This is a genomic window from Candidatus Pantoea multigeneris, assembly GCF_011752615.1.
GTDB classification, from domain to species: domain Bacteria; phylum Pseudomonadota; class Gammaproteobacteria; order Enterobacterales; family Enterobacteriaceae; genus Pantoea; species Pantoea multigeneris.
Genome location: NZ_VWXF01000007.1, coordinates 150,075 through 163,822, shown reverse-complemented (window position 1 = coordinate 163,822; position 13,748 = coordinate 150,075). Strand labels below are relative to the sequence as shown.

11 protein-coding genes and 4 tRNA genes are annotated in these 13,748 nt (G+C 53.0%); 9 read left to right on the top strand and 6 right to left on the bottom strand.

Annotation, left to right across the window (positions count from 1 at the left end):
• Window positions 1-2: 2 nt before the first annotated feature.
• A complete protein-coding gene (locus tag F3J40_RS16765) occupies window positions 3-980 on the bottom strand; it encodes a dipeptidase (RefSeq protein ID WP_167016387.1) in 978 nt (325 codons plus the stop codon).
• Window positions 981-1,186: 206 nt separating this feature from the next.
• Window positions 1,187-2,332 (bottom strand): choline metabolism transcriptional regulator GbdR, encoded by a 1,146-nt coding sequence (gbdR, locus tag F3J40_RS16760; RefSeq protein ID WP_167016385.1) that lies wholly within the window; start codon window positions 2,330-2,332, stop codon window positions 1,187-1,189.
• Between the two features lie 951 nt (window positions 2,333-3,283).
• Here gbdR and F3J40_RS16755 point away from each other — a divergent pair.
• Both F3J40_RS16755 and F3J40_RS16750 read left to right on the top strand, forming a co-directional pair.
• Window positions 3,284-4,669 carry an MFS transporter gene (locus F3J40_RS16755; RefSeq protein ID WP_167016383.1) on the top strand — a complete coding sequence of 462 codons (1,386 nt, stop codon included), beginning with the start codon at window positions 3,284-3,286 and terminating at the stop codon, window positions 4,667-4,669.
• A gap of 76 nt (window positions 4,670-4,745) precedes the next feature.
• Complete coding sequence (locus tag F3J40_RS16750) at window positions 4,746-6,089, top strand: MFS transporter (RefSeq protein WP_167016381.1); 1,344 nt, start codon at window positions 4,746-4,748, stop codon at window positions 6,087-6,089.
• Between the two features lie 69 nt (window positions 6,090-6,158).
• Here F3J40_RS16750 and F3J40_RS16745 read toward each other — a convergent pair whose 3' ends face one another.
• Window positions 6,159-6,380, bottom strand: a complete 222-nt coding sequence (locus tag F3J40_RS16745; protein WP_017345473.1) for a YgdI/YgdR family lipoprotein — start codon at window positions 6,378-6,380, stop codon at window positions 6,159-6,161.
• Window positions 6,381-6,587: 207 nt separating this feature from the next.
• On the opposite strand from F3J40_RS16745, the gene csdA reads away from it, so the two are divergent.
• Together csdA and csdE are read left to right on the top strand one after the other, a co-directional pair.
• Complete coding sequence (gene csdA / locus F3J40_RS16740) at window positions 6,588-7,796, top strand: cysteine desulfurase CsdA (RefSeq protein ID WP_167016379.1); 1,209 nt, start codon at window positions 6,588-6,590, stop codon at window positions 7,794-7,796.
• Window position 7,797: 1 nt separating this feature from the next.
• The gene (gene csdE / locus F3J40_RS16735; RefSeq protein WP_017345471.1) at window positions 7,798-8,241 is read left to right on the top strand and encodes a cysteine desulfurase sulfur acceptor subunit CsdE; all 444 of its coding nucleotides are present in this window, start codon (window positions 7,798-7,800) and stop codon (window positions 8,239-8,241) included.
• A gap of 2 nt (window positions 8,242-8,243) precedes the next feature.
• Here the strand turns inward: csdE and tcdA are convergent, their stop codons facing one another.
• The gene (gene tcdA, locus F3J40_RS16730; RefSeq protein ID WP_017345470.1) at window positions 8,244-9,044 is read right to left on the bottom strand and encodes a tRNA cyclic N6-threonylcarbamoyladenosine(37) synthase TcdA; all 801 of its coding nucleotides are present in this window, start codon (window positions 9,042-9,044) and stop codon (window positions 8,244-8,246) included.
• Between the two features lie 46 nt (window positions 9,045-9,090).
• Window positions 9,091-10,239, bottom strand: a complete 1,149-nt coding sequence (mltA, locus tag F3J40_RS16725) for a murein transglycosylase A (protein ID WP_167016377.1) — start codon at window positions 10,237-10,239, stop codon at window positions 9,091-9,093.
• A 204-nt stretch (window positions 10,240-10,443) separates the two neighbouring features.
• On the opposite strand from mltA, the gene F3J40_RS16720 reads away from it, so the two are divergent.
• The 4 genes from F3J40_RS16720 (at window position 10,444) to F3J40_RS16705 (ending at window position 10,875) form a co-directional block, all read left to right on the top strand.
• Window positions 10,444-10,520, top strand: a tRNA-Met gene (locus F3J40_RS16720).
• 31 nt (window positions 10,521-10,551) lie between these two features.
• Window positions 10,552-10,628, top strand: a tRNA-Met gene (locus F3J40_RS16715).
• Between the two features lie 31 nt (window positions 10,629-10,659).
• A tRNA-Met gene (locus F3J40_RS16710) sits at window positions 10,660-10,736 on the top strand.
• Window positions 10,737-10,798: 62 nt separating this feature from the next.
• A tRNA-Met gene (locus F3J40_RS16705) sits at window positions 10,799-10,875 on the top strand.
• A gap of 59 nt (window positions 10,876-10,934) precedes the next feature.
• Here F3J40_RS16705 and amiC read toward each other — a convergent pair.
• Window positions 10,935-12,188 carry an N-acetylmuramoyl-L-alanine amidase AmiC gene (gene amiC, locus F3J40_RS16700; protein WP_167016375.1) on the bottom strand — a complete coding sequence of 418 codons (1,254 nt, stop codon included), beginning with the start codon at window positions 12,186-12,188 and terminating at the stop codon, window positions 10,935-10,937.
• A 229-nt stretch (window positions 12,189-12,417) separates the two neighbouring features.
• Between amiC and argA the strand changes: the two genes are divergently transcribed.
• Window positions 12,418-13,746, top strand: a complete 1,329-nt coding sequence (gene argA, locus F3J40_RS16695; RefSeq protein WP_017349241.1) for an amino-acid N-acetyltransferase — start codon at window positions 12,418-12,420, stop codon at window positions 13,744-13,746.
• The last annotated feature ends 2 nt before the right edge of the window (window positions 13,747-13,748 follow it).

The window sequence follows — 13,748 nt, the reverse complement described above, 5'->3', positions numbered from 1 at the left end:
TGTTATTCTCCCCAAACTTCAGCCAGAATATTCATCCAGTTTTCACCCATAATTTTACGCACCTGCTTCTCCGTGAAACCATGGCGTAACAGCGCAGCGGTTAAATTAGGGAACTCGCCTAAGGTACGAATACCTTCCGGGTTGATAATTTTGCCAAACTGCGTCAGTTCGCGCGCATAGCCTTTGTCATGGGTGAGCCATTCAAAAAAGTCCTGACCGTGGCCCTGGGTAAAATCAGTTCCGATCCCAATCTGATCTTCCCCGACCAGATTAAAGATGTAGGCAATGGCTTCGACATAATCGTCAATCGTTGCGTGAATGCCTTTTTTCAGGAAAGGCGTAAACATGGTAACGCCAACAAAGCCGCCGCGATCCGCAATAAACTTCAGTTCTTCATCCGATTTATTGCGCGGATGGTCTTTTAACCCGGTCGGCAGGCAGTGCGAGTAACACACCGGTTTTTTCGAGGCCAGAATCACCTCTTTTGAGGTTTGCGCGCCCACATGTGAGAGGTCACACATCATGCCGACGCGGTTCATTTCTGCCACCACTTCATGCCCGAAACCGGACAAACCGCCATCACGTTCGTAGCATCCGGTGCCAACGAGGTTTTGTGTGTTGTAGGCCATCTGCACCACACCTACGCCCAGCTCCTTGAATAACTGGACGTAGCCCAGCTGATCTTCAAAAGCATGGGCATTCTGGAAACCGAACAGAATCCCGGTTCTCCCTTCACGCTTGGCGCGGCGAATATCTTCGGTCGTGCGGACCTTAGTCACCAAATCGCTGTTCTCTGCGATCAGCTGGTTCATCGCGACAATGTTATTTGCCGTGCTCTGGAACCCTTCCCAGACCGACACGGTACAGTTCGCTGCGGTGATCCCTCCCTGGCGCATATCGACGAACAGTTCCCGGTCCCACTTTGCAATCACCAGCCCATCAATCACCACCGCATCATTGTGCAGTTCACTTGCGTTCATAGCCTCTCCCGTTGAATCTGTTTGTCTGCGACGTTGTTCGTTGCTGACAGCATAGGATTAACCACAGGCGGAAATTGTTCTGAAAACGTCACTCTGCTGACTGGAAACGCAGCTTTGCCAGCCCAGTCATCACGCGGCTTCAGGACAAAAAAAGCCTGCCTTGATGGGCAAGCTCTTTTGCGACACAGCGAGCGGCTAAATCTGGGTTAAATCAGCGGTAACGGGACCGAACCATAAGTGGGTTCATAGCGGGCTTCTCCCAGTACGCGCAGCGACAGGGAGAGAAGCGACTCTTCATTTTTGCTGGCAAGGCCAGGCAAGTCGGTGATGATGAGCTGCGAGAATTTTTTGTCCTCATCCCGGTTCCCCTTTCCCTTGCGCTCCTCACGCGGTGGAATGCCGATGTATTCTCGGTAGCATTTGCTGAAGTGCGGCGTAGAGATAAACCCACAAGCAAGAGCTATTTCGATGATCGACAGCGAGGTCTGTTTGAGCAGTTGGCGCGCCCTGAACAACCGGAGTTTCATGTAGTAACGTGAAGGCGAACAGTGCAGATACTTCTGGAACAGGCGCTCAAGCTGGCGGCGTGACAGGCCAACATATTTGGCCAGATCGTCCAGCTCAATCGCCTCTTCGATGTTCGCTTCCATCAGTGACACCACCTCCACCAGCGTTGGCTGAGTAGTGCCAAGCACATGGCGGAGCGGAATACGCTGATAGTCAGACTGATCGCGTACCCGATCGCAAATAAACATCTCGGAAATGGCGGTGGTTAGTTTGTAGCCAAAATCCCGCTGAATCAGATGCAGCATCATATCCATCGGCACCGTGCCACCGCTGCTGGTCATGCGATCGCGTTCAATCACAAACAGCTGGTTAGTGCAGATCACTTTTGGATAAAGCTCCTGCATCGAGGCAATACATTCCCAATGTGCGCTGCAGTGGTAGCCATCCAACAGTCCCGCTTCGGCCAGCAGGTATGGCCCGGTACAGACGCCGCCAAGCAGCGTTTTTTTCCGTGCCATCGCCTGTAACCAGCTAATCTGTCGGGTGCTGTAGCTGCGGGTGATGTTTACACCGCCCACCACGATCAGCACATCCAGCGTCAGTGATTCAAGCATCGCGCTGTCTGGCGTAATGGAGATGCCATCACTCGCTGCTATCTGGTTACCGTCCTCACTGATGGTACACCAGTTGTATAACTCCTTGCCGCTGAGCTGGTTTGCCATACGCAGAGGTTCAACCGCCGCCGCCAGCGCCATCATAGTAAAATTGCTAATCAGTAAAAAACCGACATTGCGTACTTTGGGTTTATCTGCAGTCGTTTGAAATGCAGTATTTGTCTCGAGCATGAGCACAACCCTCTAAATGTATTACCGAAAATTGATAAAATCGGGTCTGTAACATTATGATTCTCTGCCGTGAAAATCTGTAGCAATTGATATGCCACTGTCAAGCGAAGCTACTGGATTCGTGATGACACACAATAAATAATGTTTTATCGCTTCGGCGATCTGACTTTAAGCACTTTTTTAGTGCAAACATTGCTTAATAACAGGGCAATATATAACGCAGCTCACATTTTTTTGCATAGCGGTGATTTGATCAAAATTACAGCAGAGAGATACCCCCAGAAGTGACTTTCAGCCGCTAGCGTCAAAGTAATAAAATATGACATTACGAAAACATAAAAATGAAAAAAGCGACCTCTGAATGTCAAAAAACGACAGAGGGCGAGATTAGTCTGTTTTAATTGCGTCATCACTTTTTTTAAAAACCCGCCAGTGGTTTTAAAAATCACCATATAAATCAAAGGCATTTTCTTTTTTATCGCCTGGTTTTATTACCTTTTACGGTAATAAGCCGAAGTGTGGATAATAGCGCTTTTTTATAAACAAAAATCATATGACCAAAAAACAAAACACATAACCCATTGAATTTAATGAATTTAAATGGGCTGCGTTTTGTTAACACTTCCCATTCATCCCGTTTCTCATTGCACTTACGTTGAAACCGTGTTGATCGCTGTAAAACTTTATGCAAGTATCCTTTCACACCGAACAATTAATAATCACGCACCCTGAATAATCGGATACCACGCTAACTAAACATCAAACAACAATTAAAAGAGAGATCGATCACAATAAAGAAAACCTCACGCGATTAAAGACAGACAATTACAATGCTCATGCCTGGCATGATTAAAATCCCTCGATAAAAAACCGAAGGAATAATCTCTCCCGGCAATCATCATGGTAATTTTCTGACTTTGATCCTCACCACTTCAATTCGAGATCAGAACAATGTCGAGACATCTATCTATTGAAGATCTACCGCTTAACCGTTTTCATAAAATACTGACCGTGCGATCGGCAGGCGGTACTTTTGTTGATGGCTATGTATTAAGCATTATTGGCATCGTCATGGCAAAAATCACCGTCGCCTTAGGCCTGAATGCTTTCTGGCAGGGACTTGTGGCTTCATCAGCGCTCATCGGGATATTTTTTGGTGGCTTTTTAGGTGGGTTTTTGACGGATAAATTGGGTCGCCGCCTGCTCTATTTTGTCGGTCCCGCGCTGTTTATTATTTTTTCCCTGCTCCAGCTCTGGGTTGAGAGCGGCATGCAACTCTTTATCTATCGCTTTATGTTGGGCGTGGCTGTGGGGATTGAATATCCGGTTGCTTCCGCGTTTCTGGTGGAATTTCTGCCGAAGAAAAATCGTGGCCCAAGGTTGGCAGGGATCACCATTATTTGGTTCGTCGGCGCAGCTGCAGCGTACATTATTGGCGAACTGATCCTCAATTATGGTGGGGATGATGCCTGGCGCTGGGTGATATCCAGTGCGGCCCTGTTTGGCCTGATCCTGTTCTGTCTGCGCCTGGGGACGCCAGAGTCCCCACGCTGGCTGTTGGGGAAAGGCCGCATTGCTGAAGCTGAGCAAGTGATAAAAAAAACCTATGGCACGCAGTACGGGATCGCGAATTTACCAGCCGAAGAACCGCGCAAAAAACTGTCGTTTATCAACCTGCTGCATTCGGGTTACGGTAAACGCATGGCGTTTGTCAGCCTGTTCTGGACCTGTGGCGTGATTCCCCTGTTCGCGGTCTACGCTTTTGGCCCCATCGTGCTGGATGCGCTCCACGTGACCGGCGAACTGGCCTCTGTCGGCACCATTATTATTACCCTGTTGTTCGTTGCCGGGTGCATTCTCGCGACCTCACTCATTAACTACCTGGGGCGGCGTAATCTGATCCTGCACAGCTTCTTCTGGTCTGGCCTCGCCCTGCTGCTGCTAGGCTGGCAACACGATGCTTCACCGGTGGTTGTGCTGCTGCTGTTCAGTGCTTACGCGCTGTTTATTGGTGGTGCGCAGGTGCTGACGCTGGTTTATCCCAACGAAATCTTCCCAACGGAAATCCGTGCTGCTGCCGTCGGTGTCGGTATTTCCATGTCACGTATTGGTGCTGCCGCTGGCACCTGGCTGGTCCCCATCTCACTCCAGACCCAGGGGATTGAAGTGACGATGTATATCTCCGCCGCCATTACGTTCTTCGGCTTGCTGGTCTCCTTCATCCTCGCACCGGAAACCAACAAGATGGATCTCAACGATGCGGCTTCGCTGAGTAACACGCCCCCTGCTACCTCGAATGAACCCGTTACCACACAACGCGTAAAAGAGATGCCATAACCCTTCCACTCAATGCTGTCTGTTAAGCCATGATGCGTGACCGGTCATGGCTTCTCTCCACACCGGGAACTGCGCCATGAAAAACGGAACATCAACATCCGCCGCGACGTTACGTAAAGTCACCACTGCTGCCGCTATCGGTAATTTTGTTGAATGGTTTGATTTTGCTGTCTATGGCTTCCTCGCCACGCTGATCGCCCAACAGTTTTTTTCTGCGAGTCAGCCCCATGCCGCGTTATTACAGACCTTTGCCGTCTTCGCTGTGGCTTTTGCCCTGCGTCCACTCGGCGGCATAGTTTGTGGCATGCTGGGGGACAAACTGGGGCGCAAGCGTATTCTGTCCCTTACCGTGCTGCTGATGGCCGCTGCGACCACCGTCATTGGCCTGCTACCGACCTATCAAAGCATCGGGTTATGGGCACCGATCCTGTTGACGCTGACCCGCTGCTTACAAGGATTCTCCGCCGGTGGCGAATACGCAGGTGCCTGCGCCTACGTGATGGAGCACGCTCCAAATCACAAGCGCGCCTGGTACGGTAGCTTTATCACCGTTTCCACCTTTACAGCGTTCGCCTGTGCGGCGGTACTGACCTATGCGCTGGATGCCGTGCTCAGCGTGGAACAGATGAGCCACTGGGGCTGGCGCATCCCCTTCCTGATTGCCGCACCACTAGGGCTGGTCGGGGTTTATCTGCGTCTGCGCATGGAAGAGACGCCAGCATTCCGTGCCGCGCTGTCAGAAAATCACAGCGCCCCGCACTCACCGCTGACAGAGACCGTGCGTCATCAAGGGGGCAATATTCTGCGTCTCGGTGCATTTATCTCTCTGACCGCACTGAGTTTTTATATGTTTACCACCTATTTTTCCACCTACCTCCAGTTGGAAGGGCACTTTAGTCGCACGCAGTCACTGCGGGTCTCTACCCTGGCGCTGCTGTTTGCCGCGGCCCTTTGCCCGCTGGCTGGCGCACTTTGTGATCGCATCGGCAGACGAAAAACCATTCGGCTCACCGGCTGCTGGGTCATTTTCACCGTCTATCCGGCTTACTGGCTGGCAAACAGTGGACATCTTGGGGCGGCAATCTTTGGCGTCTTACTGCTGGCAACAGGGGCGGTTCTCTCCGGAGTGGTCACGGCGGCGCTGCTGTCTGAAGTGTTCCCGACACGGGCTCGCTATACGGCTTCAGCCATTACGTACAACCTGGCCTATACCCTTTTTGGCGGGACAGCACCCTTAGTCGCTACCTGGTTAATCAGTTTGACCGGCAGCAGCCTGGCTCCAGCGTTCTACCTGATTCTGGTGGCACTACTGGCTATTTCAGGCGGTATGGCACTGCCTGAAACGTCTCGCATTTCGCTACAGGATGAGCCCGATGTGCAGGAGAAATTACGCCATCGCGGGCGCGCATCGGTGAATTAACGGGAGGGGGTTCACGAAGCGCCCATCAGGGCGCTTCAGGTCAAGATTCAGTGATAAGCAGTCAATGCCTTAATCCATCTCAACCATCTCTTTCACATCAGTACGGTTAATCTGCTGCTTGTTGCCATTGGCATCTTTATAGCCGATCATACCGGTATCTGAGTCTACCTGCGGCTTGCCTTTAGCGATGATGGTTCGACCATCGTTGGTGTGCATCACATAGTTACTGGAGCAAGCAGCCAGGGTAAAGGCCATGGTACACACAGCCAGCACTGCGACGAGTTTTTTCATCTTCTATCTCCTTACAGATTGATTGCACAAAACCACCCGCATTTCGCTGGTTGACAGCAGAAAACAGAGAGATCGACTGCAAATGTCGACGCGTTATGCGGGTATTGGTTAATACCTTGCAATAATTAGCATAACGCGCTTTTCCATCTTTGCCAGGCTGAAACCCAGCTTTCGGTCTGGTCCTGGTTAACAGAAAGCGAGTCCGGCATGACCTTTTTCAATCCTGGCGCATTTCGTCAGCAGTTTCCTGCCCTGGCCGATGCAGGTGTCTACCTCGATAGCGCCGCAACGGCGCTGAAGCCTCAGGTGGTGATCGATACCACCCAGCAGTTCTATAGCCTGAGCGCGGGTACTGTGCATCGCAGTCAGTTTGCTGCCGCGCGTGAATTGACTGAGCGCTATGAGCAGGCACGGCAACAGGTGGCGGACTTCCTGCACGCGGGTGATGCCCGGCAAATCATCTGGACACGCGGTACAACCGAATCGATCAACCTGGTGGCCAATAGCTGGCTGCTACCGCGTTTGCAGCCAGGGGATGAAATTTTGGTAAGTGAAGCAGAGCACCATGCCAATCTGGTGCCGTGGCTGATGGTCGCCGCCGCGCGCCAGGCTCGCGTGGTGAAATGGCCACTGGGCGAGGATCATCTGCCGGATATGACGCTGCTGCCACAGCTCCTCAATGCGCGTACCCGGTTGGTCGCGGTGAGTCAGATGTCTAACGTCACTGGCGGTTGTCCGGATCTGGCGCAGATTATCCCGCAGGCACATGCCGTGGGTGCCAAAGTCCTGGTGGATGGTGCCCAGGGCGTGGTCCACCATGCCCCGGATGTTGCCGCCCTGAATATTGATTTCTATTCCTTTTCCGGCCACAAGCTGTACGGTCCGATGGGCATCGGCGTGCTGTATGGTAATGCGGCGCTGCTGGCTGAAATGGCACCGTGGCAAGGCGGCGGGAAAATGCTCACCGAGGTGAGTTTCTCTGGCTTTACCCCGCAGCCCGTTCCCTGGTGCTTTGAGGCCGGAACGCCTAATGTCGCAGGCGTGGTTGGGTTGAGCGCCGCACTGGCCTGGCTGCAACAACACAATTTGCCGCAGGCAGAACTATGGTGTCAGCAACTGGCGAGCATTGCAGAAGAGCAACTGGCAGAAATCAGCGGTTTTCGCAGCTTCCGCTCTGGTCAGTCGAGCCTGCTGGCGTTTGAGATTGCCGGTATTCATCACAGCGATATCGTGACCCTGCTGGCAGAGCATGGCATTGCGCTGCGGGCTGGGCAACACTGCGCCCAGCCATTGATGCAGGCACTCGGCGTTAGCGGCACGCTACGCGCTTCATTCGCCCCCTATAATAATCTCCAGGATGTGGATGCGCTGGTACGCGCCATGCGCAGCACGGTGGAATTGCTTTCGGAGTTTTAACATGTCACAGCAGATTGGCCAGCACCCGTTTGGCGACCTGATCACCCGCGCAGGGCTCGAGGAGAAATTTGCCCATTTTCACCAGTGGGAGGATCGCTATCGTCAGCTCATCCAGTTGAGCCGACAGCTTCCACCGTTGGACGAAGCGTTAAAAACACCAGAGATTGAGCTGAGCGGCTGTGAAAACCGGGTCTGGTTGGGAAGCCAAAAACGCAGCGATGGAACTCTGCATTTTTACGGTGAAAGTGAGGGAAGAATTGTTCGCGGATTGCTGGCGGTGTTGCTTACTGCGATTGAAGGCCAGACGCCACAGGCCCTGCTGGCGCAAGACCCGCTGCAACTGTTTGATCAGCTTGGGCTACGCGCTCAGCTCAGCGCCTCACGCAGTAGCGGATTAAAAGCGTTGGCTGAAGCGGTACATGCCGCCGCACGCGCAGCGGCATAGTTTCAGGCTTTGCGCGCTAACCGCGCCTGGAACTTTTTCAGTGCGTGAGAGACGGCGACAAAACCAAAGGTGGCGGTCACCATCGTGGCTGCCCCAAAGCCCGATTCGCAGTCCATCCGCTTTGGCCCTTCAGCCGTGGCACGGGAAGCACAGACGCTGCCATCTGCCTGTGGATACACCAGATGCTCGGTGGAGAAGACACAGTCAATGCCGAGCTTACCTTTGTTGTTCTTCACCACACCCATCGCTTTCAACCGCTCACGCAGTTTCGCGGCCAGGGGGTCTTGCACCGTTTTTGCCAGATCGGCGACCTGAATCTGGGTCGGATCGATCTGCCCACCCGCGCCACCGGTGGTGATCAGCGGGATTTTATTCCGTCGACACCAGGCGATCAGGGCCGCTTTGGGGCGCACGCTGTCTATGGCATCAATCACATAGTCAAACCCGGCAGACAGCAGCTCAGCGGTGTTTTCTGGCGTAATAAAGTCATCAATACAGATGATCTCGCAGTCGGGATTGATCGCACGCATCCTGTCCGCCATCACTTCCGTCTTGGCTTTGCCCACGTTCTCTTTGAGCGCATGGATCTGGCGGTTGGTATTGGTCACACAGATATCATCCATGTCGATCAGGGTAATTTTACCAATCCCCGTGCGCACCAGCGCTTCAGCGGCCCATGAGCCAACGCCGCCAATACCGATAACGCAGAAGTGGGCATCTGCAAAGTGTTGCAGCGCGTCTTGCCCATACAGACGCGCAGTGCCGCCAAAGCGTTGCCGCCAGGCGTCATTAACCACAGCCATAACAAACCTTATAACGTGAGCGGGCACGCAGGCCCGCAGTCAGGAATCAGTTGGAACCTAATAACATTGAGCCATTATTACCGCTTTGCACGTTACTGAACAGCGTCTGACCACTGCCAGGGGCAGATTTCAGTACCCAGACACGGCCATAGTGGTTATAGAACCCTGCCAGGTGTGCTGCATCCGGTCCGATCCCCTGATAGATGTCAAAGTGCTGGCCTTTAATGGCTCCGCCAACGTCCAGTGCGACCATCAGGCGCATTTCATACTGCCCGTTGAATTTGCCTTTCGCATTCAACTGCGGCACTTCTGCAAGCAGTACCGTTCCGGCAGGAATAATCGAACGATCGGAGGCAACCGAAGCTTTCGCAATTAACGGCACCGCGCTGGCCCCGCGCACGGGGGCGAAATTTTCCGGCTTGAAGAAGACAAACGAGGCGTTGGTTTCCAGCAGTGACCGCACTTCCTGCGGTGAGTGCTCCTGCGCCCACTGGCGAATCGCCTGCATCGACATATCTTCGCGCTTCACTTCACCGCGATCGATCAGCTCTTTACCGATACTGTGATAAGCCCAGCCATTTTTGCCGCCGTAACCAAAGAAGCTCAGGGGCTGCCCGTCACCGAAGTCCACGTAGCCGCTGCCCTGCACATCCATCATGAAGTTATCAATCAGCGAGTTGCTGTAAGCCACCACATAGTTATCGCTCAGGGCACCGCTGTAGATGCTGGCACGGCTAGGTAATTTTTGCCCACGTTTGCGTGGCGGCATACGGTAGATCGGATACTGGAATTCACCCTGTCGGGTATAGCGTGCTTCAACCACCGGGGTGTAATAACCGGTAAATTGCACGTTGCCGTAATTATCCGTTCCTTCCATCTGATAGGCATTAATACCGAACTGACGCAGCTGGCGGGTATCACCGCCGGCAAGCAGCCAGTTTTCTACTGCACTGTAGGTGCCGGTATTGCGGCCAAATAACCCGGTGGCAGCGTACTGAATCTGTCGCACCTGGTCGCTAAAATCTTTGCCATTCACGGGGCGGCCTTTGGCATTCGGCTGATTAACCAGCGCCAGTGGCTGGTCCAGTTTTCCGTCTATATATTGCTGGCCGCGATCGGTAGGCCTGGAGCTACAGCCAGCCAGCAGCGCAATTACAGCGCCAGTAAGTACATACTTCGTCCAGTGTCCTTTCATTGCAATCTCATATAAGAAGGCGTGCCAGCCGCGACGATAGCAAAGGGGCAGTCAGAAAGGAATGCGTCCCTGTTGCTGCCGTGCATGGCAGTATAATTAATAATCAAAAAGCGGCTAAAACCCGCATTTCTCGCTAAATTTACGAATTAACTGGAAAAAAAAGTTGCATCGCCGCGCTCGCAGAGTATAGTGCGCATCCACGGACGCGGGGTGGAGCAGCCTGGTAGCTCGTCGGGCTCATAACCCGAAGGTCGTCGGTTCAAATCCGGCCCCCGCAACCAATAATGTGATGCAGTAAAGAAGTCGTACGGACGCGGGGTGGAGCAGCCTGGTAGCTCGTCGGGCTCATAACCCGAAGGTCGTCGGTTCAAATCCGGCCCCCGCAACCAACAATGTGATGCAGTAAAGTAGTAATACGGACGCGGGGTGGAGCAGCCTGGTAGCTCGTCGGGCTCATAACCCGAAGGTCGTCGGTTCAAATCCGGCCCCCGCAACCAACATTGTTGAGTAACTACCATGCTCAGTAGTTACCTGTGAAGCAGTAAAAGAAGTTTTCGGACGCGGGGTGGAGCAGCCTGGTAGCTCGTCGGGCTCATAACCCGAAGGTCGTCGGTTCAAATCCGGCCCCCGCAACCAATCTTTAAAGCACCTTAACGGGTGTTTTTTTGTTTTTATCTTCCGTAAAACAGCACAGCTTAGCGCTGTGCCAGTGAAACCCCGCTAGCAAAATACTCTTTTATCCCCTGCAAGATCGCTGTTGCCATCTGGTGTTGATAACGCGTGGTGCGTAATCGACGCTCCTCCTCCACGTTACTGATAAACGCCGTTTCCACCAAAATTGAGGGAATGTCCGGTGCTTTGAGTACCGCAAACCCTGCCTGATCCACCGTGCGCTTATGCAGATGGTTAATCTTACCGATATGCTTTAACACCGCGTGACCAAACTTCAGGCTGTCATGGACGGTCTGGCGCTGCACCATATCAAACATCGTATGGTCGAGATAACGGTCGCCGCTCAGACTGACGCCGCCAATCAAATCTGATTCATTCTGCGTCTGTGCCAGAAAACGCGCCGCCGCCGAGGTCGCACCTTTGGTCGAAAGTGCGAATACCGAAGAACCGCGTGCGGCACGGCTGGTGAAAGCATCCGCATGAATCGAGACAAACAGATCGGCACGCTGCGCCCGCGCTTTAGCTACCCGAACCCGTAACGGGATAAACACGTCGTCGCTGCGGGTCATATACGCTTTCATATTCGGCTCGCTGGCAATCAGCTTTCGCAGTTGCAGTCCGATCTTCAGTACGATGTCTTTTTCACGCGTTTTGTATTTGCCGTGTGCACCAGGATCTTCACCGCCATGGCCGGGATCGATCATGATCACCAGCGGCCGATCTCGTCCTGCTTTGCCCGGCAACGGTGGCGGAACCAGAGCCTCTTTCTGCTCCAGCGCCCCCTGGTTATAGTCTTTCAGCAAAGCCAGCAGCGGATCGTCTTCGGTAGCCGCTGCTGACTGCTGCGGATAAAGATCCACCACCAGGCGATGACGAATCCCGGCAACCGGCTGGAGAGTAAACACTTTGGGGTCGACCGGCTTTTTCAGCTCCAGCACAATACGCACCGTGTGGGCATCAAACTGCCCGACTCTGGCCGCCTGAATATAGGGATCATCCACCCGTACCAGCTTATCGACCCCCCGCAGTACCGGATTGAGCTGGCTATTTTCAATATCCACCACCAGCCGATTGGGCCCAGAGAGCATAAACTGCTTGTACTGGAGAGAAACGCTGGATTCCAGCGTTAAACGTGAATAAGTTGATGAAGGCCAGATGCGTACTGCCACAACATGACTACTGGCTGCCAGCCCCAGGGGACTGACACTCAGTAGCCATAATGCGCCGGTATACTTTAAAAACCGGCGTCGGGAGCAGCACTTATCTCTTGCACACATAGTCATCCACTACTGTATTGGGTAAATTTCAGTCATTTGAGAAAAAATGCGTCATCGCTTATTGTCTACAAATGAGTAACAACTTCAGCTAACTCACAGATAATGCAGGCTATTAGTTACTTGTTCACCTAAAAAAAAGTAAATTTTCGTCAACATTGCCCCTTGCAAAATGCGCGATAAAAGAATAAAAATACAAAAATTTCGAATAATCATTCACTGAGGATTTGCCGTGAAGGAACGTAGTACCGAACTGGTTCAGGGCTTTCGCCATACCGTTCCCTATATCAATGCGCATCGGGACAAAACGTTTGTCATCATGCTGAGTGGCGAAGCGATCGAACACGAGAACTTCTCTACCATCATTAATGATATTGGTCTCCTTCACAGCCTTGGTATCCGTCTGGTGGTGGTCTACGGCGCTCGCCCGCAGATCGATGCCAGCATGGCGGATCGTCAGTTGGAACCGGTTTATCACAAACACACGCGCGTCACAGACAGCCAGTCGCTGGAGCTGGTCAAGCAGGCCGCAGGCCGATTGCAGCTGGATATCACGGCACGCCTGTCGATGAGCCTGAATAACACCCCACTTCAGGGCGCACACATTAATGTCGTCAGCGGTAACTTCATTATCTCCCAGCCTTTGGGCGTGGATGATGGCGTTGACTACTGCCACAGTGGCCGCATTCGTCGTATCGATGAAGAGGCGATTCACCGCCAGCTAGATAATGACGCTATCGTCCTGATTGGCCCGGTTGCCGTTTCCGTGACCGGCGAAAGCTTTAATCTGACGTCAGAAGAGATAGCGACCCAGGTCGCGATTAAGCTAAAAGCGGAGAAAATGATCGGCTTCTGCGCCGAACAGGGTGTGACCAATCGGGAAGGACAGATCGTGTCTGAGCTGTTCCCTAACGAAGCACAGCAGCGCATTGATGAGATGGAAGGTGAAGGCGATTACCTCTCTGAGCCCGTCCGCTTCCTGCGCGGCGCCGTTAAGGCCTGCCGCAGTGGTGTACGTCGTAGCCATCTGATCAGCTATCAGGAAGATGGCACGCTGATTCAGGAGCTGTTCTCACGCGATGGCATCGGCACCCAGATTGTCATGGAGTCGGCGGAACAGATTCGCCGTGCCACCATCAACGATATTGGCGGAATCCTTGAGCTGATCCGCCCACTGGAGCAACAGGGTATCCTGGTGCGCCGTTCACGTGAGCAGTTGGAGATGGAGATCGACAAGTTCACCATCATTGAGCGCGATAATCTAACCATTGCTTGCGCTGCGCTCTATCCATTCCCGGAAGAGAAGATTGGCGAGATGGCCTGCGTGGCGGTTCATCCTGACTATCGTAGCTCCTCCCGTGGCGAACTGCTGCTTCAGCGCGTGGCGCTACAGGCGAAACAGATGGGGCTGAGAAAGCTGTTTGTGTTAACCACACGCAGTATTCACTGGTTCCAGGAGCGTGGCTTCACGCCGGTTGAAATTGAGTCTCTGCCGGAGAGCAAAAAGAAAATGTATAACTATCAGCGCCGGTCCAAAGTGCTGATGGCAGATCTGACCTGATT

Excerpts from the sequence above, each read along its gene's own strand:
- F3J40_RS16755 (WP_167016383.1), top strand. The coding sequence starts at position 3,284 with ATGTCGAGACATCTATCTATTGAAGATCTACCGCTTAACCGTTTTCAT.
- F3J40_RS16745 (WP_017345473.1), bottom strand. The coding sequence starts at position 6,380 with ATGAAAAAACTCGTCGCAGTGCTGGCTGTGTGTACCATGGCCTTTACC.
- mltA (WP_167016377.1), bottom strand. The coding sequence starts at position 10,239 with ATGAAAGGACACTGGACGAAGTATGTACTTACTGGCGCTGTAATTGCG.
- F3J40_RS16750 (WP_167016381.1), top strand. The coding sequence starts at position 4,746 with ATGAAAAACGGAACATCAACATCCGCCGCGACGTTACGTAAAGTCACC.
- tcdA (WP_017345470.1), bottom strand. The coding sequence starts at position 9,044 with ATGGCTGTGGTTAATGACGCCTGGCGGCAACGCTTTGGCGGCACTGCG.
- csdE (WP_017345471.1), top strand. The coding sequence starts at position 7,798 with ATGTCACAGCAGATTGGCCAGCACCCGTTTGGCGACCTGATCACCCGC.
- F3J40_RS16765 (WP_167016387.1), bottom strand. The coding sequence starts at position 980 with ATGAACGCAAGTGAACTGCACAATGATGCGGTGGTGATTGATGGGCTG.
- csdA (WP_167016379.1), top strand. The coding sequence starts at position 6,588 with ATGACCTTTTTCAATCCTGGCGCATTTCGTCAGCAGTTTCCTGCCCTG.
- gbdR (WP_167016385.1), bottom strand. The coding sequence starts at position 2,332 with ATGCTCGAGACAAATACTGCATTTCAAACGACTGCAGATAAACCCAAA.
- amiC (WP_167016375.1), bottom strand. The coding sequence starts at position 12,188 with ATGTGTGCAAGAGATAAGTGCTGCTCCCGACGCCGGTTTTTAAAGTAT.